We start from the raw sequence: 19,495 nt of genomic DNA on the forward strand, positions 1-19,495 counted from the left end.
GGTGCGCCCCCGTGTTCACTGCGACAGCGCGAGCGTCGTCGTCTCGCCCGGTTCCAGGCGCACCGCCCGGCCGGGCAGCCGCAGGTCGATGGGCGGCAGGTCGGAGGACGGCACGGCGACCTCCATGTGCCCGGACTCCAGTCGCAGCCGGACGCCCCAGTGGCCCTGGTAGCGGACGGAGAATCCGTACGAGGACAGCTCGGGCAGCGGCACCGGGTCCAGCCAGAGCGCTCCGCCCCGGGTCTCCATGCCGGTGAGGCCGCGCTGCACCAGGTCGAGGGTGCCGGCCATGGCGCCCAGGTGGATGCCCTCGCCGGTGGTGCCGCCCTGCACGTCGGCGATGTCGCCGCGCAGCGCCTCCTGGCAGAACCTCCACGCCTCGGCGCGGCGGGCGCGGGCGAGGACCCAGCCGTGCACCAGGCCGCTGAGGGTGGAGCCGTGGCTGGTGCGGTGCAGGTAGTGGTCGACGGTGCGCCGCCAGGTGTCCTCGTCGAGCCGCAGCCCCAACCGCCGGAACAGGCCCTGGAGTTCGGCGGGTGAGAACAGGTAGCCGAGCATCAGGACGTCGGCCTGTTTGGAGGCCCGGTAGCGGTTGACGGTGTCGTCCTCCGCCTCCAGGATCCGGTCAAGGCGGCGGATGTCGCCGTAGCGCTCCTGGTAGCCGTCCCAGTCGAGTTCGGCGAGGTCGCCGTAGCCCTCGAACTGGCTGACGACGCCCTCGTGGAACGGCACGTGCAGGGTGCGCGAGACCTCCTGCCAGCGCTCGGTCTCGTCGTCGTCCAGCCCGATGCGTTCGACGAGTTCGCGCCGGCGCGGCTCGGGCAGGGTCTCCAGCAGCTCCAGCGTCCGGGACAGCACCCAGGCGGCGGTGACGTTGGTGTACGCGTTGTCGTCCAGGCCCGGTTCCGTGGCGCCGGGGTAGGCGTCGTGGTACTCGTCGGGGCCCATCACGCGCAGGATGCGGTGCCGGCCGAGGGTGTTGTCCCAGGTGGCCGAGTCGCCCCAGAAGCGGGAGATCTGGAGCAGCATCTCGGCGCCCTTGGTGTGCAGGAACTCGGTGTCGCCGCTGGCCTCGCAGTACTGCCACACGTTGTACGCGATCGCCGAACCCACGTGGTGCTGGAGGTGGGTGTGGTCCGGCAGCCAGCGGCCGGAGCGCGGGTTGAGGTGCAGTTGCTGGGTCTCCTCCCGGCCGTCGCTGCCGCTCTGCCAGGGGTAGAGCGCGCCCCGGCGGCCGATGTCGCGGGCGGCGGTGCAGGCACGTTCCAGGCGCCGGTGGCGGTAGCGGAGCAGGGCGCGGGCGACCTCGGGGAAGTGCAGGTCGAGGAAGGGCAGGACGAACAGCTCGTCCCAGAAGACGTGGCCTCGGTAGGCCTCGCCGTGCAGTCCGCGGGCGGGTACGCCGACGTCGAGGTCGGCGGTGTGCGGGGACAGCGTCTGCAGGACGTGGAACAGGTGCAGGCGCAGGATGCGTCCCGCGTCGCCGGGGACGTCGAGCCGGGCGCGCCGCCACAACTGGTCCCAGGCCGTGCGGTGGGAGGCGAGCAGCGCGTCGAATCCTGGCGCGCGGCCGACCCGGTCGACCGCCGCGTACAGCGGGTCGCTGATGGCCGGGTCGCGGGAGGTGTGCAGGGCGACGGTCTTGTCGACGGTGACGGTGCGCCCCGGCTCCAGGGCCAGCCGGACGAGCTGGCGGGTGACGGGCGGCTCGTGCCGGATGGTCAGGGGTGCGCCCGCGGTGAGGCGGGAGGCCATGCCGATGCGGATGTCGGAGGTGCGGGTGCGGCAGCGCAGCCACACCCGGTCGGGGGCGGCGGTGCCGGCGTGCACGTGGGTCAGGTGGCGGCCGTCCAGGTCCCGGTAGCGGCGCACGCCGTCGTTGGTGACGCCGCCGTCGAGGGCCGCCTCGACGTCCAGTTCGCCGGAGAAGCCCTCGGCGGTGAACTCGGTGCGCAGCGCCGCCAGATGCGGGTCGGCCATGTGCACGAGCCGCTGCTGGCGCACGGCGAGCACCCGGCCGTCGCCGAGGTCGAACCGCGTACGGCGCTCCAGTACGCCGAGGCCGAGGTGCAGGACCTGCCGGTGGTCGAGGACGCTCGTGGTGTCCGGGGTCAGCCACTTTCCGCCGGTGAGGCGGAACCGCAGCGGCAGCCAGTTCGGCACGTTGACCATGTCCTCGTTCTCGACGCGGCGGCCCGACACCTCGGAGGTGAGCCGGTTGTAGCAGCCGGCCACGTAGGTGCCCGGGTAGTGCACGTCGTCGGCGGTGCACTCGGGCAGGACGCCCCGGCTGCCGAAGTAGCCGTTGCCGAGGGTGCACAGGGACTCCCGCAGCCGTTCCTCGGCGGCGTCGTAGCCCTCGTACTCCCAGGTCAGGTCCGTCGGGTCGGTCGGTCCTGCCGGGTCGGTCACGCCGGTCGTCCCCGTCGGTTCGGTCAGTTCGGTCACGTCGGTGCTCCTCATTCCCTCACCCGGGGCCCGGTCGGCGGCCGTCGGCCGGGCCGAGCAGTTCCGCGAGGTCGCGCACGACGAGGTCGGCGCCGTGCCGCAGCAGGTCCTCGCGGGTCTCCTCGGTCGCGGCGCGGTCCACCCCGACGACGAGGGCGAACCCTCCGGCGCGACCGGCCGCGACGCCGGCCAGCGCGTCCTCGACGACGGCGGCGCTCCCGGCCGGGACGCCGAGCCGCCGCGCCGCCTCCAGGAAGAGGTCGGGCCGCGGCTTGCCGGGCAGGCCGAGGCGGGCCGCCTCGCCGCCGTCGACGAGGACGTCGAAGAGGTCGAGCACCCCGGCCCCGGTCAGCAGTTCCCCGGCGTGCCGGGACGCGGACGCCGCCGCGCGCGGAATTCCGGCCCGGCGCAGGGCCCGCACCAGCCGCACGGTGCCCGGGTAGGCGTCGACGCCGTCCTCGCGCAGCCGCCGGGTGAACAGGGCCTCCTTGGCCTCGGCCACGGCCCGTACGGCGTCGTCGGGGGGATCGGGCGTGCGTGAGGCGAGGAACGCGGCGGCGCCGTCGAGCCGTGACTTGCCGTCCACGTACCGCAGGTAGTCGTCCCGCGCGTCGAACGGGCGCCGCATGGCGGGGTCGGCGGGCGGGTGGTCCCGCAGGAAGGCGTCGAAGGCCTCCTTCCAGGCGGCGGCGTGCACCCGGGCCGAGTCGGTGATCACGCCGTCGGTGTCGAGGACGACGCCGCGCACGTCCCGCAGCTCGGGGGCGAGCACGTCGGACGGCGTGCCGGTGGTGCCGGTGGGGTGCGCGGGTTGTTCCATCGTCCGCACCGCCTTTCGCCGGTCGGGGTCGGTTCACGTGTCCTGCCGGGTCGTGTGCGCAGAACCAGCGTCCACCGTCGGCGGGCCGTACGCAGCCGGGGCGGGCCGGACGGCCCCGTCCCGCACCCGGCCTGGCGGTTCCGGGGCGGGTGTGGTCTGCTGAAAGAAGACGGGAAGGGCCCTTGCGAAGACGCGGAGAAGCGGTCTCGAGCCGCGCACCGCGCAATCAGGATCCGCGAGAAGCGGATGGGTCCTTCCCGCCGTCGTGTCGTGCCGCCCCCGCGGCTGTCGTCACCCGGTGGGCGCGCCCGTCGTCCTGGGTTCCCCCGCCTGGCGCGGCAACACGTCCGCCGGGTCGCCGCCGCGGGCGAGGGCGTCGAGGTGGGCCCGGACGTAGGGCACGGCGACCTTCTCCAGTTCCCCGTCGACGAACGCCGGGTGGACGTTGACCTCGAAGACGACGCCGCCGTTCTCGGGCGCCAGGTCGACACCGGCGAACGGCAGGCCGACGGATTCCGTCGCGGCGACGGCGAGCGCGGCGAGGTGCGCGGGCAGGTCGCCGGGGGCGAGGTGGACGGGGGTGGCGCCGCGGCAGGTGTTGCAGGGGGTGTCGGGCGCGGGCTGGAGGTGTTCGCGGGCGTGGACGACGCGGCCGTGCAGGACGAACACCCGCAGTTGGTGGCGGCCGCCGCTCGCGGTGATGTTCCCGGCGTCGCGGGACAGCAGCCAGTCGCTGCCGCGCGCGGCGTAGTAGGCGGCGGCGCCGTGCAGGGCGTCGGGGGTGGTGACGTGGAAGGTGTCGTCGCCGCCGGTGCCGACCACGGGCCGGGCCCAGGCGTCGCCGCCGAGCTTGTCGAGGGCGGCCTCGGCCTCCTCGGCGGTGGGCCGGGACAGGACGACGGTCTCCATCTGGGCGACGCCGTCGCGCTGGAGGCGTTCGACGGTCAGGTTCTTCTCGGTCGCCGTGCGCCAGGCCTCGGGGCCGGCGTCGAGCGTGACCACGCCGTGCCGGTGCAGGAGGTTCTGGAACGCGGCGAGCGCGGCCCTGCGGTGCGGCGGGATCTCGTAGAGCAGGACGACGTCGGGCACGAAGTCCAGGTCTTCTTCGGGCACTTGGAGCCGTAAGCGGCTCCCGGCGGGGATCGCGCGGCCGGTTCCGCCGGCGGCGAAGTGCCGGGCGGCCACGCGGACCGGCGGTGCGCCGGTGAGCAGTTCGACGGCGCGGGCGAGGTACTCCCGGCAGCCTTCGGACGAGGTGGGGTCCGCGATCAGGGCGATGCGGGGTCGGGACACGGCAGCCTCCAGCGACGATCGACGCGCCTGGGCCGCGCCCTGGGTGACGCGGCCCGGGCGACTCACGGGGTGGTGCGTCTCGCGTGGGCTTGTCATCGGCGGGGGCCTCACTGTAGGCGCCCGGTGGGGCACCTGCCAGGGCGCACGGCCGGCCGCTCCTCTGCTCCCGCCCTGCGCCGGTCCGCCCCGCCCGTGCGCCGTGTGGCACCGCTGTGAGCAGGGCGGATTCCGGCCGGGTGGCGTGTTCAGCCGTCCCAGGTCCAGTCGGCGACCTCGGGCAGGTCGGTGCCGTGGACGCGGATCCAGTCGTGGTGGCGGGTGCGGACGTCCGCCATGCGCTGGCGTACGTGGGCGGCGCGCACGGCGAGTCCGGGGACGCGGTCGACGACGTCCATGACGAGCCGGTAGCGGTCGAGGTCGTTGCGGACCACCATGTCGAACGGCGTGGTGGTGGTGCCGATCTCCTTGTAGCCGCGCACGTGGAGGTGGGCGTGTCCGGTGCGGCGGTAGGCGAGGCGGTGGATGAGCCAGGGGTAGCCGTGGTAGGCGAAGATCACCGGCCGGTCGCGGGTGAACAGTCCGTCGTACTCGAAGTCGCTCATGCCGTGCGGGTGTTCCTCACTGGGCATGAGGCGGGCGATGTCGACGACGTTGACCACGCGCACGGCCAGTTCCGGGAGGTGTTCGCGCAGCAGGCGGGCCGCGGCCAGCACTTCCTGGGTGGGCACGTCGCCGGCGCAGGCGAGGACGACGTCGGGTTCGCGGCTGCCGTCCTCGGTGCCGGCCCAGTCCCAGACGCCGGCGCCGCGTGCGCAGTGGGCGCGGGCGGCGTCGAGGGGCAGCCAGTCGAAGCAGGGCTGTTTGCCGGCGACGATCACGTTGACGTAGTCCCGGCTGCGCAGGGCGTGGTCGGCGACCGACAGCAGGGTGTTGGCGTCCGGCGGCAGGTAGACGCGTACGGCCTCGGGGCTCTTGTTGAGGATGTGGTCGACGAAGCCGGGGTCCTGGTGGGAGAAGCCGTTGTGGTCCTGGCGCCACACGTGGGACGTGAGCAGGTAGTTGAGGGAGGCGATGGGCGCGCGCCAGGGCAGCCCGCGGGTCACGCGCAGCCATTTGATGTGCTGGTTGACCATGGAGTCGACGATGTGCACGAACGCCTCGTAGCAGGAGAACAGTCCGTGCCGGCCGGTGAGCAGATAGCCCTCCAGCCAGCCCTGGCAGGTGTGTTCGGAGAGGATCTCCATCACGCGCCCGTGCCGGTCGAGGTGTTCGTCGACCTGGAGGGTCCCCGCCTGCCAGGCCTTGCCGCTGGCGCCGTAGACGGCCTGGAGGCGGTTGGAGGCGGTCTCGTCGGGGCCGACGAGCCGGAAGTCGCGCCGGTCGGCGGTGGCCCGCATGACCTCCTCCAGGTAGTCGCCGAGGACGCGGGTCGGTTCGTGCAGGGTGGCGCCGGGTTCGGCGACGGCGACGGCGTACGGCTCCAGGTCGGGCAGGGGCAGTCGGCGCAGTGTCAGTCCGCCGTTGGCGTGCGGGGTGGCGCCGAGCCTGCGTTCGCCGTCCGGGACGCAGGCCAGCACGTGGGGGCGAGGGCGGCCGTCCGCGTCGAAGAGTTCCTCGGGCCGGTACGAGCGCAGCCAGGCCTCCAGCTGGCGCAGGTGCTCGGGGTTGTCGCGGACGGCGGCCAGCGGGACCTGGTGGGCGCGCCAGGTGCCGGCCACGGGCAGTCCGTCGACCTCGGCGGGGCCGGTCCAGCCCTTCGGGGTGCGCAGCACGATCACGGGCCAGCGCGGCCGTTGCGTGGCCCCGTCGTCGCGGGCGGCGCGCTGGAAGGCGGTGATGCGGTGCAGGGCGAGGTCCATGGCCTCGGCCATGGCGCGGTGCACGGCGGCGGGGTCGTCGCCGGTGACGTGGATCGGGTCGTGGCCGTAGCCCTTGAGGAGCGCGTCGAGTTCGGCCTCGGGGAGCCGGGCGAGCACCGTGGGGTTGGCGATCTTGTAGCCGTTGAGGTGCAGGATCGGCAGGACGGCACCGTCGTGCACGGGGTCGAGGAACTTGTTCCCGTGCCAGGACGCGGCCAGCGGGCCGGTCTCGGCCTCGCCGTCGCCGATGACGCAGGCGACGAGCAGGTCCGGGTTGTCGAAGGCGGCGCCGTAGGCGTGCGACAGGGCGTAGCCGAGCTCGCCGCCCTCGTGGATGGAGCCCGGTGTCTCGGGCGCGACGTGGCTGGGCACGCCGCCGGGGAAGGAGAACTGCCTGAAGAGCCGGGCCATGCCCGTCGCGTCCCGTGTGACGTCCGGGTACTTCTCGGTGTACGAGCCCTCCAGCCAGGAGTTGGCGACCACCGCGGGCCCGCCGTGGCCGGGGCCCCAGACGCACAGGGCGTCCAGGTCGCGAGCTTTGATCACCCGGTTGAGGTGGGTGTGGACGAGGTTGAGGCCGGGCGAGGTGCCCCAGTGTCCGAGCAGCCGCGGCTTGACGTGTTCCGGGCGCAGGGGTTCGGTGAGGAGCGGGTTGGTCATGAGGTAGATCTGGCCGACGGCCAGGTAGTTCGCGGCGCGCCAGTGGGCGTCCAGCGTCCTCAGCTCGTCGTCGGTGAGCGGGGAGGGCGCGAGGGGCGCCTGCTGCGGGTCGGCGGACATCGTGGGTTCCCTTCCGGGTCGGGGGCGGCCGGGTCGTCGGCGGGTCCTTACGTCCCACCCTGTGCCGTTTGCCGGGTACCCGGCAGAGCTGGTCGGACGAACCGCGGGAGTTTCCGCGAGCGGGGCAATAAGGTCGTGCCCCCGGGATGCGGGCCCTGCTCCCTCGTTGCCCGGCGCCACACATCTCGCGATCAAGCGAAATGTGACAAAATCACATCACGAGCCCATAAGGGTGGATACCACACATGAGTGACCCCGCTGGCCGTCTCGAATACGGCGACCTGCAGCTCGACCGCACGGGCCAGGCAGAAGCCTTCGACGTCATCGGCGACCGCTACGACGAGGCCTTCCCCCACAAGGAAGGGCAGCTCGCGGCCGCCGAGTGGCTCGTCGGCTCCCTGGACGCCGGGGCCCGCGTGCTGGACGTGGGCTGCGGTACGGGAGTGCCCACGGCGCGCCAGCTGACCGAGGCCGGTCTGGACGTCGTCGGCGTCGACCTGTCGGCCCGGATGGTCGAACTGGCCGAGGCGCACGTCCCTGGCGCCACGTTCCACCGGGCGGACATCGCGGACCTGCGGCCGGGCGGACCCCTCGACCTGGGGCGCTTCGACGCCGCCGTGGCGTTCTTCTCGCTGCTGATGCTGCCCCGCGCGGAGATCCCGCTGGCGCTGCGCACGGTCCACGACCTGCTGACGCCGGGCGGGCTGCTCGCCCTGTCGATGGTGGAGGCCGACGTGGACGACTATCCGATCCCGTTCCTGGGGCGGCGCATCCGGGTCTCCGGTTATCTTCGCGAGGACCTGCGCCAGGTGGTCGAGTCGGCGGGCTTCGAGGTCGTCGACGAGTCCTCCTACTCGTACGCCCCGGCCAGCACCGAGGTGCAGCCGGAGGAGCACATCTTCCTCCGCTGCAGGCGACGCGACTGACACACCGGTTCCCGCCCGCCGTACGGGCGCAGCACTGAGGGAAGGACACGCGTGACGCACCATCGCTCGGCACACGCGGACCCCGGCAGCGGGGCCGACGGGGCCGGCCGCCCGGGCGGCCCCGCGGCGGCGCCCCTCTCCCCCGCGTCGCTGCCACCGCACGGCGGGCCGGACGCGGAAGCGCCGGCCGCGCCCGTCGGCCGCGGCGCGATGCCGCCGCACCCCGACGGGGCGGGCCCCGCGCGGCCGCACGGCTCGGTCATCCGGATCCGGGCCGCGGGTACGCACGCCCTGCGCACGACGGGTGACAGGACGGCGGTCGAGCGGGCCCGCGCGGACCGGCTGCGCTTCCTGGACACGGCCACGCGGCGCATCGCCCGCTCCATGGAGCTGGACGAGACGCTGCGCGAGCTGACCGCCGCGACCGTGCCCGGGTACGCCGACCGGGCGCACGTCTACCTGCGTCATCCCCTGCCGCTGGCCGACGGCGCCCCGGACACCGCCGTCGTCCTGCGCGCGCACGGCACGTCGCACCCGGGTGGCGCCGTGCCCCCGGACGTGGCCCGCCGCCTCGCCGGGCTGCTGCGGGGCGGCCGGCCCGTGTTCGGGGACTCCCCGGCGACCGCCGCCGTCCTGGCGGACATGCTGGGAGCCGAGGCGGGCCCGCGCGGGCGCCGCTCGATCGTCGCGCCGCTCCTCGGCCGCGACCACGCCATGGGCGTCGTCGTCCTCACCCGCGAGGCCCACCGCCCGGCCTTCACCGACGACGACCTGTTCGTCGCCTCCCAGCTCGCCACCCTCACCGCCCTCGGCATCGACAAGGCCGAGCGGCACGGGCACGAGGCGTTCGTCGCGGACGCGCTGCAGCGCACGATGCTGCCCCAGTCGCTGCCCGAGCCGACCGGCGTGCGGCTCGCCAGCCGGTACCTCCCGGCCTCCCGCACGGCGCAGGTCGGCGGCGACTGGTACGACGCGATTCCGCTGCCCGGCAGCCGCGTCGCCCTCGTCATCGGCGACGTGATGGGGCACTCCGTGACCTCCGCGGCGATCATGGGCCAGCTGCGCACCATCGTGCAGACCCTGGCCGGCCTCGACCTGCCCCCGGCCGAGGTCATGCACCACCTGGACGAACAGGCGGAGCGGCTGGGCGGCCAGCACATGGCGACCTGCCTCTACGTGCTGTACGACCCCGTGCGGCAGCGGCTGCTGATGGCCAACGCGGGCCACCCCCCGCCGCTGCTCGTGCACCCGGACGGCACCGCCGAGATCATGAAGATCCCGACCGGCGTGCCGATCGGCGTCGGCGGCTGCGCCTTCGAGTCGACGGAGATGCCGGCGCCGGCCGGGGCGACGCTGCTGCTGTACACGGACGGCCTCGTCGAGTCGCGCGGCTCGGACCTCCAGACCGGCGTGGAGCAGCTGGTCGCGCGGCTGGACGACCACGCCGCCGCCCACCCGGCCGGGCCGCCGCCCCTGGAGTCGCTGTGCGACGAGGCGCTGCGCACCCTGGGCCACGGCGACCGGCACGACGACGTGGCGCTGCTCGCCGCCCGGCTGGAGGGCGTGGAGCCGGCGACCGTGACGTACTGGTATCTGGCGCCCCATCCGCGGACCGCCGGCCAGGCCCGCCGGCTGGCCCGCAGGGCGCTGCGCCGCTGGGGCCTCGACTCCCTGCTGGAGACCACCGAGTTGCTGGTCAGCGAAGTGATCGGGAACGCCGTGCGGTTCGCCAACCGCCCGATCAGCCTGCGGATCCTGCGCACGGACGTGCTGCGCTGCGAGGTCGGCGACGACTCGCCGCAGGTGCCGAGGATGCGCGAGGCGCAGCTGAGCGACGAGGGCGGCCGGGGCCTGTGGCTGGTCGACCAGCTGGCCGACCGCTGGGGCGCGACGCGGGTGAGCACGGGCAAGGTGGTGTGGTTCGAGCTGGAGCTGCCGAAGGAGTGAGCAGTACGGCGCCCGCCGCGTGGTGCGGCGGGCGCCGCGTGGTGCGGCGGGCGCCGGGTCTGCTCACCCGAGGGCGGAGTCCCGTCGGGGTTGTCAGGTTTCCGAGGTTCTCATGGGCCTCACCCCTGGCGGTTGATGACGAACTGCGAGCCCGGTTCGACGCAGACGTCGCTCTCCGCCGAGTGTCCGCGAAACCCACCCACAGTCGCTCGGCCCACGCCAACGGGGCCTCGCAGCGCACCAGTTGTCCGCGGGGACATCGGCAACCGGGCGGGGCCCGGCCCGGACCGCAGCAGACCGAGCATGACCGTGACCCAGGCTGGGCCCTTCGGGCGCGGGACCTGGAGTTCGGGGCCGACCGAGCCCGGTTCGTGCTTCCCCCACGACGAGCACGCCGGACGGCTGGTGCTGCGGGCGGTCCGCGAGGCTTGACGGCAGGCTCGGGGCGTGCGAGCGAGCCCCCGCGCCCTTTTGACCTGAGCTCGACGGACCGTAGTATCACCGGGTCATCGCCGCGACGGGAGAACAGGAAGCCGGTGCGAATCCGGCACGGTCCCGCCACTGTGACCGGGGAGTGCACCCCTTCTCCACGCCACTGCGCACCGCGCGGGAAGGCAGGGGGGAGCGTCGATCCGGGAGTCAGGACACTGGCCTGTCGCGGGCCCGTTCCGAGGAGCGCGGACTCCCCAGGAGGCTTCACGTGTACGACGGCACGTTCCGTCCCCCGCTGTTCACCCGTGTCCGAAGGCGCCACGCCCTGCGCGCCGCGGCCGTCGCCCTGTCGGCGGCCCTGCTGAGCGCCGGCTGCGGCTCGTCGCAGCACACCGGCCAGGACGCGAAGGCCACGGCGTCTCCGGCCGACGGCTTCCCCGTCACCATCGACAACTGCGGTGTGAGGACGACGTACGACGGGCCGCCCTCCCGCGTCGTCACCATCCACCAGCACCCGGCGGAACTCATGCTCTCCCTCGGTCTGAAGGACCGCATGGTGGGCACCGCCTTCCCCGACTCCCCCGTCCTGCCCGAACTGAAGGACGACTACGAGGCGATCCCGCAACTGGCCCAGAGGGAACCGTCGTTCGAGACGGTCCTGGAGGCCGAGCCGGACCTCGTCTACGGCGGCTACGGCAGCGCCTTCACCGAGAACGAGGGCCGTTCCCGCGAGGCGTTCGCCGATGCCGGCATCGACACCCACCTCAACCGCGAATACTGCGGCAAGGAGCGGGTCACGATGAAGGACACCTACGAGGAAGTCCGCACGATCGGCCGGATCTTCGGCGTGCCCGACCGGGCGGACAAGCTGGTCTCCGCGCTTCAGGCGCGGGTCGACAAGGCCACCACCGCCGTCGAGGGCGCCACCGAGGTACCCGTCTTCGTCTACGACAGCGGTGACAAGGCCGCGTTCACCGCGGGCGGCAAGAGCCTGGGCACCGACCTCATCCGGCTGGCCGGCGGCCGCAACGTCTTCGCCGACCTCGACGACGTCTTCGGTGACGTCTCGTGGGAGCAGGTCGTCGAGCGCAAGCCGGAGGTCATCGCCGTCTACGACTACGCCGGCGCCGGAAGCGTCGAACGGAAGAAGGAGTTCCTGCTCTCCCGGCCCGCCCTCAAGGACGTCCCCGCGATCAAGAACAAGCGGTTCGTCGTCCTGCCGCTGACCGCCACCCTGGTCGGCGTGCGGTCCGCGTACGCGGTGGAGGATCTGGCCCGCGGACTGCACCCCGAGAGCTTCGCGTGACGGCCCCGGTCGCCGGTACCGGTACCGGTACCGGTACCGAGCGGACCGTGAGCGGGCGGCGGCAGGGCGACGGACGGGTGGGCCCGGCCGGTCTCGCGGTCACGCTCGTCCTCTTGGCCGTCCTGCTGGTGGTGTCCGTCACGGCCGGTCTCGCCATCGGCTCGGTGCGGGTCCCGCCCGGGCAGGTGTGGGGCATCGTGACGCACGCGCTGGGCGCCGACTGGTCGGCACCCAACTGGTCTCGCGCGCGGGAGACCATCGTGCTGGACGTGCGCGCGCCGCGCGTGCTCCTCGGGGCCGTGGCGGGCGCCGGACTCGCGGTCGTGGGCACCGCCCTGCAGGCCCTGATCCGCAACCCCCTCGCCGAGCCCTACCTGCTCGGTGTCTCCTCCGGGGCGTCCCTCGGCGCCGTCGCGGTGATCGTGTTCGGGGTGACCTGGTTCGGGCCGGTGTCGCTGTCGGTCGCCGCGTTCGCGGGTGCGCTCGGAGCGCTGCTGCTCGTCTACTCCACCGCCCGCACCGGCGGTCGGATCACGTCCGCGCGGCTGGTCCTCTCCGGTGTCGCCGTCGCCGCCGTGCTCACCGCCGTGCTGGACCTGGTGCTGCTCACCACCGACCGGGGCAACGAGACCCGCGCCGTCCTCGCCTGGACCCTCGGCGGCCTCGGAGGCGTCGACTGGGGCGCCCTGTGGCTGCCCGGCGCCGCCCTGCTCCTGGGCATCGGCATCCTCACGGTCCAGGCCCGCAACCTGAACCTGCTGCTCGCCGGCGAGGAGGCCGCGACCACCATGGGTCTGGACGTGGCCCGCTTCCGCGCCCGCATGTTCGTCCTGCTCTCCCTCGTCACCGGCGTCCTCGTCGCGGCGTGCGGACCGATCGGCTTCGTCGGGCTGATGCTGCCGCACATCGTGCGCCTCGTCGTCGGCGGCGACCACCGGCGCGTCCTGCCCACGGCCGCGCTCGGCGGCGCGGTCTTCCTGATCTGGGCCGACATCGCCGCCCGCGTCGTGGCCGCGCCCATGGAGATCCCCGTCGGCGTGCTCACCGCCCTGTGCGGTGGCCCGTTCTTCCTGTGGCTCATGCGCCGCGACGCCCGGCGCGGCACCGTTCGAGGCGCGGCATGACCGGCACGGAACTCGTCGTCGACGGGGTCACCCTCACCGCCGGCGCCCACCGTCTGATCGAGGACGTCTCCCTGAGCGCCCGGCCCGGCGAGGTCATCGGCCTGGTCGGGCCGAACGGCAGCGGCAAGTCGAGCCTGCTGCGCGCCGTCTACCGCGTCCTGCGCCCCGCGAGCGGCCGGGTCAGGGTCGACGGCACCGACGCCTGGTCGCTGCCCGTGCGCCGGCTCGCCCGGACGGTGGCGGCGGTCGTACAGGAGCCGGGCGCCGAGTTCGACCTCTCCGTGCGGGAGGTCGTCGCGATGGGCCGCACCCCGCACAAGCGGCTGCTCGACGGCGACACCGGCGAGGACGCCGGCCTGATCCGGTCGGCGCTCGCGGCGGTGGACGCCGCCGACCTCGCCCACCGCCCCTTCGACCGGCTCTCCGGCGGCGAACGCCAGCGGGTGCTCATCGCCCGTGCCCTCGCCCAGCAACCGTCCCTCCTCGTCATGGACGAGCCGACCAACCATCTCGACATACGTCACCAGCTCGAAGTCCTGGGTGCCTTGCGGGACTTGCCGGCCACGGTTCTGGTCTCCCTGCACGAGCTCAACCTGGCCGCCCACTTCTGCGACCGCCTCTACGTGCTCGACCACGGCAGAATCGCCGCCGACGGCCCCCCGGCAGCGGTCCTCACACCCCGGCTGCTGGCCGAGGTGTACGGCGTGTCGAGCGAGGTGGCCGTCCATCCACGCACGGGCGCACCTCAGGTGACCTTCCTGCCCGGGCAGCCGTCGGCAGTCCCGAACCGCTGATCCTCCGGATTCGCGGGCCCTTCCGTCGCCGCTCGGGGCACCGACGGCGTGACCTTCGCCGCGGCAAGACGGATACTGCCGTAGACAGGAGAAGCAGCCGCCCGGCGGTCGACCACCGGCAGGACCTGACGGGCACTCATGACCATGCCGCTCTGACCTGGTGAAACGCGGATCCAGGGCCTGCCGATCTCTTCAGGAGGTACCCATGAAGATGCTGATCAACGTTCCCGAGACGGTGGTCGCGGACGCGCTGCGCGGCATGGCGGCCGCCCATCCCGAGCTGACCGTCGACGTGGAGAACCGGGTGATCGTGCGGCGGGACGCGCCGGTGGCCGGGAAGGTCGCCCTGGTGTCGGGCGGCGGCTCCGGGCACGAGCCGCTGCACGGCGGTTTCGTGGGTCCCGGCATGCTGTCGGCGGCCTGTCCCGGTGAGGTGTTCACGTCGCCGGTGCCCGACCAGATGGTGCGGGCGGCGGCGGCCGTGGACAGCGGGGCCGGGGTGCTGTTCGTCGTGAAGAACTACACCGGGGACGTCCTCAACTTCGACATGGCCGCCGAACTCGCCGAGGACGAGGGCATCCAGATCGCGAAGGTCCTGGTCAACGACGACGTGGCGGTGACCGACAGTCTCTACACGGCGGGGCGGCGCGGCACCGGCGCGACGCTGTTCGTGGAGAAGATCGCGGGCGCCGCGGCCGACGAGGGGCAGCCGCTGGAGCGGGTGGAGGCCGTGGCCCGTCAGGTCAACGAGAACTCCCGGAGCTTCGGTGTGGCGCTCAGCGCGTGCACCACGCCCGCCAAGGGCAGCCCCACCTTCGACCTGCCGCCCGGCGAGCTGGAGTTGGGCATCGGCATCCACGGCGAGCCCGGCCGGGAGCGGCGGCCGATGATGACGTCCGGGGAGATCGCCGACGCCGCCGTCGAGGCGATCCTCGCCGACCTGACGCCGAGCAACCCGGTCCTGGTCCTGGTGAACGGCATGGGCGCCACGCCGCTGCTGGAGCTGTACGGGTTCAACGCCGAGGTGCAGCGGGTGCTCGCCGCCCGCGGTGTCGCCGTCGCCCGCACGCTCGTCGGCAACTACGTCACCTCCCTCGACATGGCGGGCGCCTCGGTCACCCTGTGCCAGATCGACGAGGACATGCTGCGGCTGTGGGACGCGCCGGTGAGCACGCCGGGCCTGCGCTGGGGCATGTGAAGCCGTGAGCGACCACGACGTACCCACCAGGCAAGGAGATCCCGTGCTCGACGCCGACTTCTTCCGCCGCTGGATGACGGCGACCGCCGCGTCCGTGGACCGCGAGGCGGAACACCTCACCGCGCTCGACTCGCCCATCGGCGACGCCGACCACGGCAGCAATCTCCAGCGCGGTTTCCGGGCGGTGGCGGCCGTGCTGGAGAAGGAGGGTCCCGGCACGCCCGGCGCCGTGCTGATGCTGGCCGGGCGGCAATTGGTGTCGACGGTCGGCGGCGCCTCGGGCCCGCTGTACGGAACGCTGCTGCGCCGCACCGGCAAGGCGCTCGGGGACGGTGCGGAGGTCGGCGAGGAGGAGCTGGCCGGGGCGCTGCGGACCGGGGTGGAGGCGGTCATGGCGCTGGGCGGAGCCGCCCCGGGCGACAAGACCATGATCGACGCGCTGGTGCCGGCCGTGGACGCCCTCGGCGAGTCCTTCGCGGCGGCGCGGGCCGCGGCCGAGCGGGGCGCGGAGGCGACGACGCCGTTGCAGGCCCGCAAGGGCAGGGCGAGTTACCTCGGGGAGCGCAGCATCGGTCACCAGGACCCGGGTGCCACGTCGGCGGCGCTGCTCGTCGCCGCGCTGGCCGAGACGGCGGAGGACCGCGGTGAGTGACGAGAAGCTGGTCGGGATCGTGCTGGTGTCGCACAGCGCGCAGGTGGCGGCCTCCGTGGCCGAACTGGCGAAGGGGCTGGCCGGGGGCGGGGGCCATGTGCCGATCGCCCCGGCGGGCGGCACCGAGGACGGCGGTCTCGGCACCAGCGCCGAGCTGATCGCGGCGGCGGCCTCGTCGGTGGACCGCGGCGCCGGGGTCGCCGTGCTGACGGACCTCGGCAGCGCGGTGCTCACGGTGAAGGCGCTGCTCGCGGAGGGCGACGAACTCCCCGAGGGCACGCGTCTCGTCGACGCCCCGTTCGTCGAGGGCGCGGTGGCGGCGGTCGTCACGGCGGCCACCGGTGCGGACCTCGCGGCGGTGGAGGCGGCAGCAGCGGAGGCGTACGCCTACCGCAAGGTCTGAGGCGATCGGCGGGGGCGGTTCAGCCGCCGCGGAGGAACTGCCGGGCCAGCCGCTCTCCGGTCAGCACGGCCGCCCGGTGGTCCTCGATCGGCGCCACGCGGCTGCCCTTGAAGGCGATGTACGTGACCTCGTCGTCGGTTCCGCCGCCGTGCGGGTCGGGCTGGATGCCGAGGGCGCGGGCCATGGCGTGGGAGGCCTCGCCGATCACCTCCCGCGGGCCGACGTCGGCGACGACGCCGTACCGCACGCGGTCGCGGTGGACGACGGCGACGACGGCCCCGCCGCCCACGCCGTGCTCGCGGTGGTCCCAGACGCGGCTCGGCCCGGGGACGACGACGTAGGGGAGGTGTTCGGCGCTGGGCGGGCGGCCGTCGGACTGGGCGTAGGCCGTGGCGTCGGAGAACAGCGGGTCGGTGCGGGCGTTGCAGCGGGGCCCCGGCCGGCCGTCGCAGTCGATGTCGAGGTCGGCCTTCCAGTGGACGGTGTCACGGGTGCCGCACACCGGGATGTCGGCCGGTTCGCCGAAGTCGCTGCGGTAGCGGCCGCGGGAGACCGGTGCGCAGTCGCGCGCCCTGGCGAGCAGGTCGGCGGCGCGGACGGCGCCCGCCCGCGGCAGCACGGGTTCCGCCGCGGGGTGCGGGGGCGGGGTGGGCAGCGCCGTGGGGGCGAGCAGGACGGCACCTGCCGCGGCCAGCATCAGGTACTGGGCACGCACGATGTAGGGCCTCTCCGGGGGACACTGAGGGACACTCGGCCCAATCTGGCCCCGGCCCGTCGGCCCGGCCACCGCTGGAGGGCCGTACGGTGCATCCCCGGTCGTCCCGGCGGGGGCCGGGGGCCCGAGCCGGTGCCGGCTCCGGCCCCCGGCCGCCCGCGTCGGCGCGGTGACAGCGACGACAGCGGTCCGCGCCCATGGGCGTGAACTCGGCGGCGCAGCCGACGAGTTCAGCCGTACGGAGCTTCAGCATACGTAACGCGTCCGGGTGGTCACCAACGGCCGCCCTCTTGATGTGAGCGCGCCAGGCAGTCCATATTGGTCCGGACCATTGCAGTGAGCGTCGGACCCGTACCGGGAGGCCGAGTCGTGCGAGGCGTGCCCTCTCCCCCTGTCCGCCACCGCCGCGCCGCGTGCTGCGCGGCGCTCGTGCTGGTCGCGTCCTGCGGCTGGGCCGGCGCGGACGACGGCGGGGGCGGCCGGCTGCCCGGCGCGCCCACCGGCGTCACCGCCGAGGCGGGCAGCGCGACCAGCGTGCACGTCATGTGGAACGCGCTGCCCGAGGCCGACGACATCAGCCGGTACGAGGTGTACCGCGGCGCCAGGAAGGTGGTGGAGGTGCCCGCCTCCCGGCACATGGTGGACGTCACCCGGCTGCGGCCGTCCACCGCGTACGCCTTCTCGGTGCGGGCGCGGAACGCCGACGGGCGGCTCGGGCCGCCCAGCAGGGAGGTGCGGGCGACCACTCCCGCGGCCGGGAAGGCGGACCGTTCGGCTCCGACCCGGCCGGGCTCGGCGCGGGGCCGGGCGGTCGGGAGCCGGGTGGTCCAGCTGTCCTGGTCCGCGTCGAGGGACGACCGGGGCGTGGTGTCGTACGACATCTATCAGGGCGACACGAAGGTCCACAGTGTGGGCGGGACCCAGACGGCGGCCGTGGTGACGGGGCTCAGGCCGGGCACGCGGTACGCGTTCACGGTCCGGGCCCGGGACGCGGCCGACAACCTCTCCCCCGCGGGCGCCGCCGTCCGGCTCACCACGCCGGGCACCGACGACGGACGCGCCACCGCCCCCGGCGACTTCCGGGCGTCCGTCCGCCGGGCGGACGGGGCGTACCACATCGACCTGAGCTGGGTGCCGCCGCGCACGGACGGGGTCGTCACCGAGTACCAGATCCAGCTCGACGGCCGCCCGGCCACCTCGCTCGTCTTCGGCGGCACCGTGCCGCGCGGGCGGGCCACGCACAGCTTCTACGCCGGGACGGAGGCCGGCGTCACCCACCGGGTGCGCGTCCGGGCCAAGTTGCCGGACGGCACGTGGGGCGGCTTCTCGGCGGAGCGGACGGTGACGACGGGCGCGCGCTGACGCCCGCCGGAATGCGCCGGCCGAAGGAACGCGTCACCTGCACGGGTGCGGTCGGAGTGCGGTCCCGCCCGGCGGCGCGTTGGCTGGCCCCGAGGCAGCACGGGCGACCCCGACCTCGGCGGCGCAAGGGATGTACCGCCAACCGTGCCGCCGGAGGGCAGTCCACATGCGCAACTCATCGCCACACCTTCGCACCGGCCTGGCCGTGGCGGCCGCCGCCGCGCTGCCGATCGCCCTGGCCGCCGGGTCCGCGCACGCGGGGCCCGGCATCTCGGTGAGCACCACCGGGTCCACGGTCTCGGTCAACACCAGTGCCTGCGCCCAGCTGAACGGCAACTGGGGCACGGCTTCCCTGCTCAGCAGCGGCCAGTCGAGCTTCGCCCAGGGGCGTCAGGCCCCTCTGTCGGGCACCAGCTCGGGCCAGTCGGCGTCCTGGACGAACGTGAGTCCGGGCACCTACACCGTGATCGTCCAGTGCTCCAACAACAGCACGGCGGGCACCCAGTCCGTCGTCGTCTCACCGCCCGCCACGCCGACGATCTCGGCCACGGCATCGCCCACGGCCTCGCCGTCACCGTCGCGCGGCGTCATGGGCGGCATCGGCGGTGCGGCACGCGACTACGGCACCGTCACGCTCGTGGGCGGCGGACTCCTGGTGGGGTCCGGCGTGCTCGCCACGGCCTGGTACCTGAAGCGTCGTCAGAAGCCGTACCGCTTCTGACGGTTCGGCAGGTGAGCGGTACCGATGTGCACAGTGCGTCCGGCATGACGGCGGCCGCCCGTCCGAGGTGCTCCGGACGGGCGGCCGCCGTCATGCCGGGTCCTTCCCGGTCGCGTCGCGGTCCTCTCCCCGGATGTCCGCGTGGCCCTCGCCCGGCACGTCGTCGCGCTCCTCGCCCGGGACGTCAGGGAAGTCCGCGAGCGCCCGGCGCAGCCACTGCGTCCAGAACGTCTCCAGGTCGATGCCGGCGCGCAGCACGAGGTGTCTGAGCCGGTCCTCCGCGCCGTCCTGCCCGGGTGGGAAGTCCCGCTCCTCGATCTCCCGGTACCGCTCCAACTGCCGTTGGTGCAGCTCCAGATGGCGCCTCAGGTCGTCCTCGATGCCGGCGGTGCCGACGACGGCCGCCGCCCGCAGCCGCACCGCCAGCGGGTCCCGCATCGGCCTCGGGTCCTGCGGGATCGCGGTCCAGCGGGCGAGTTCGGCGCGGCCGGCGGGCAGTACCTCGTAGTTCTTCTTCTGCCCGCGGGCCGGCTGCTCGGACGGCAGGGCGCGGATGAAGCCCTCGGCCTCCAGCTTCCCCAGCTCGCGATAGATCTGCTGGTGCGTCGCCGGCCAGAAGAACCCGATCGACTTGTCGAACCGACGGGTCAGCTCCAGCCCCGACGACGGCTTCTCCAGCAGGGCGGTGAGGATGGCGTGCGGGAGTGACATGGCC

16 protein-coding genes and 1 riboswitch are annotated in these 19,495 nt (G+C 74.0%); of the genes, 10 read left to right on the forward strand and 6 right to left on the reverse strand.

The window, feature by feature from the left end:
* Positions 1-15: 15 nt before the first annotated feature.
* The 4 genes from ACZ7D7_RS28795 to ACZ7D7_RS28810 all read right to left on the reverse strand — a co-directional run bounded on the left by ACZ7D7_RS28795 (position 16) and on the right by ACZ7D7_RS28810 (position 7,200).
* Complete coding sequence (locus ACZ7D7_RS28795) at positions 16-2,412, reverse strand: glycoside hydrolase family 65 protein (protein WP_470828202.1); 2,397 nt, start codon at positions 2,410-2,412, stop codon at positions 16-18.
* 55 nt (positions 2,413-2,467) lie between these two features.
* Positions 2,468-3,268, reverse strand: a complete 801-nt coding sequence (locus tag ACZ7D7_RS28800; RefSeq protein ID WP_470828043.1) for an HAD-IA family hydrolase — start codon at positions 3,266-3,268, stop codon at positions 2,468-2,470.
* 291 nt (positions 3,269-3,559) lie between these two features.
* The gene (locus tag ACZ7D7_RS28805; protein ID WP_470828045.1) at positions 3,560-4,561 is read right to left on the reverse strand and encodes an ATP-grasp domain-containing protein; all 1,002 of its coding nucleotides are present in this window, start codon (positions 4,559-4,561) and stop codon (positions 3,560-3,562) included.
* Positions 4,562-4,806: 245 nt separating this feature from the next.
* Positions 4,807-7,200 carry a phosphoketolase family protein gene (locus ACZ7D7_RS28810; protein WP_470828047.1) on the reverse strand — a complete coding sequence of 798 codons (2,394 nt, stop codon included), beginning with the start codon at positions 7,198-7,200 and terminating at the stop codon, positions 4,807-4,809.
* Positions 7,201-7,445: 245 nt separating this feature from the next.
* Here ACZ7D7_RS28810 and ACZ7D7_RS28815 point away from each other — a divergent pair, with 245 nt between their 5' ends.
* The 8 genes from ACZ7D7_RS28815 (at position 7,446) to dhaM (ending at position 15,982) form a co-directional block, all read left to right on the forward strand.
* The gene (locus ACZ7D7_RS28815) at positions 7,446-8,126 is read left to right on the forward strand and encodes a class I SAM-dependent DNA methyltransferase (RefSeq protein WP_470828049.1); all 681 of its coding nucleotides are present in this window, start codon (positions 7,446-7,448) and stop codon (positions 8,124-8,126) included.
* A 210-nt stretch (positions 8,127-8,336) separates the two neighbouring features.
* On the forward strand, positions 8,337-10,073 hold the full coding sequence (locus tag ACZ7D7_RS28820; protein ID WP_470828204.1) for a SpoIIE family protein phosphatase: 1,737 nt from the start codon (positions 8,337-8,339) through the stop codon (positions 10,071-10,073).
* Positions 10,074-10,564: 491 nt separating this feature from the next.
* A riboswitch (cobalamin riboswitch) is annotated at positions 10,565-10,743 on the forward strand.
* Positions 10,744-10,773: 30 nt separating this feature from the next.
* Positions 10,774-11,811, forward strand: coding sequence for an ABC transporter substrate-binding protein (locus ACZ7D7_RS28825; RefSeq protein WP_470828051.1), 1,038 nt, complete (start codon positions 10,774-10,776; stop codon positions 11,809-11,811).
* 47 nt (positions 11,812-11,858) lie between these two features.
* Positions 11,859-12,935 (forward strand): FecCD family ABC transporter permease, encoded by a 1,077-nt coding sequence (locus ACZ7D7_RS28830; protein ID WP_470828052.1) that lies wholly within the window; start codon positions 11,859-11,861, stop codon positions 12,933-12,935.
* Complete coding sequence (locus ACZ7D7_RS28835; RefSeq protein WP_470828053.1) at positions 12,932-13,729, forward strand: ABC transporter ATP-binding protein; 798 nt, start codon at positions 12,932-12,934, stop codon at positions 13,727-13,729. The genes ACZ7D7_RS28830 and ACZ7D7_RS28835 overlap by 4 nt, the downstream gene beginning before the upstream one ends.
* 205 nt (positions 13,730-13,934) lie before the next feature.
* Entirely contained in the window at positions 13,935-14,927 is a 993-nt protein-coding gene (dhaK, locus tag ACZ7D7_RS28840) for a dihydroxyacetone kinase subunit DhaK (protein WP_470828054.1), read from the forward strand.
* Between the two features lie 43 nt (positions 14,928-14,970).
* Positions 14,971-15,579 (forward strand): dihydroxyacetone kinase subunit DhaL, encoded by a 609-nt coding sequence (gene dhaL, locus ACZ7D7_RS28845; RefSeq protein WP_470828056.1) that lies wholly within the window; start codon positions 14,971-14,973, stop codon positions 15,577-15,579.
* Positions 15,572-15,982 (forward strand): dihydroxyacetone kinase phosphoryl donor subunit DhaM, encoded by a 411-nt coding sequence (dhaM, locus tag ACZ7D7_RS28850; RefSeq protein ID WP_470828058.1) that lies wholly within the window; start codon positions 15,572-15,574, stop codon positions 15,980-15,982. Before dhaL ends, dhaM begins: the two co-directional genes overlap by 8 nt.
* A gap of 19 nt (positions 15,983-16,001) precedes the next feature.
* On the opposite strand, the gene ACZ7D7_RS28855 is transcribed toward dhaM, so the two are convergent.
* Positions 16,002-16,697, reverse strand: a complete 696-nt coding sequence (locus tag ACZ7D7_RS28855) for a glycoside hydrolase family 75 protein (protein WP_470828060.1) — start codon at positions 16,695-16,697, stop codon at positions 16,002-16,004.
* Positions 16,698-17,066: 369 nt separating this feature from the next.
* On the opposite strand from ACZ7D7_RS28855, the gene ACZ7D7_RS28860 reads away from it, so the two are divergent.
* Positions 17,067-18,059: a fibronectin type III domain-containing protein gene (locus tag ACZ7D7_RS28860; protein ID WP_470828062.1), complete on the forward strand. Its 993-nt coding sequence runs from the start codon at positions 17,067-17,069 to the stop codon at positions 18,057-18,059.
* Positions 18,060-18,225: 166 nt separating this feature from the next.
* Positions 18,226-18,780, forward strand: coding sequence for a hypothetical protein (locus ACZ7D7_RS28865; RefSeq protein ID WP_470828063.1), 555 nt, complete (start codon positions 18,226-18,228; stop codon positions 18,778-18,780).
* Between the two features lie 90 nt (positions 18,781-18,870).
* Here the strand turns inward: ACZ7D7_RS28865 and ACZ7D7_RS28870 are convergent, their stop codons facing one another.
* Complete coding sequence (locus ACZ7D7_RS28870; RefSeq protein ID WP_470828065.1) at positions 18,871-19,491, reverse strand: PadR family transcriptional regulator; 621 nt, start codon at positions 19,489-19,491, stop codon at positions 18,871-18,873.
* Between the last annotated feature and the right edge of the window lie 4 nt (positions 19,492-19,495).

Source organism: Streptomyces sp. NPDC037054 (assembly GCF_055606745.1).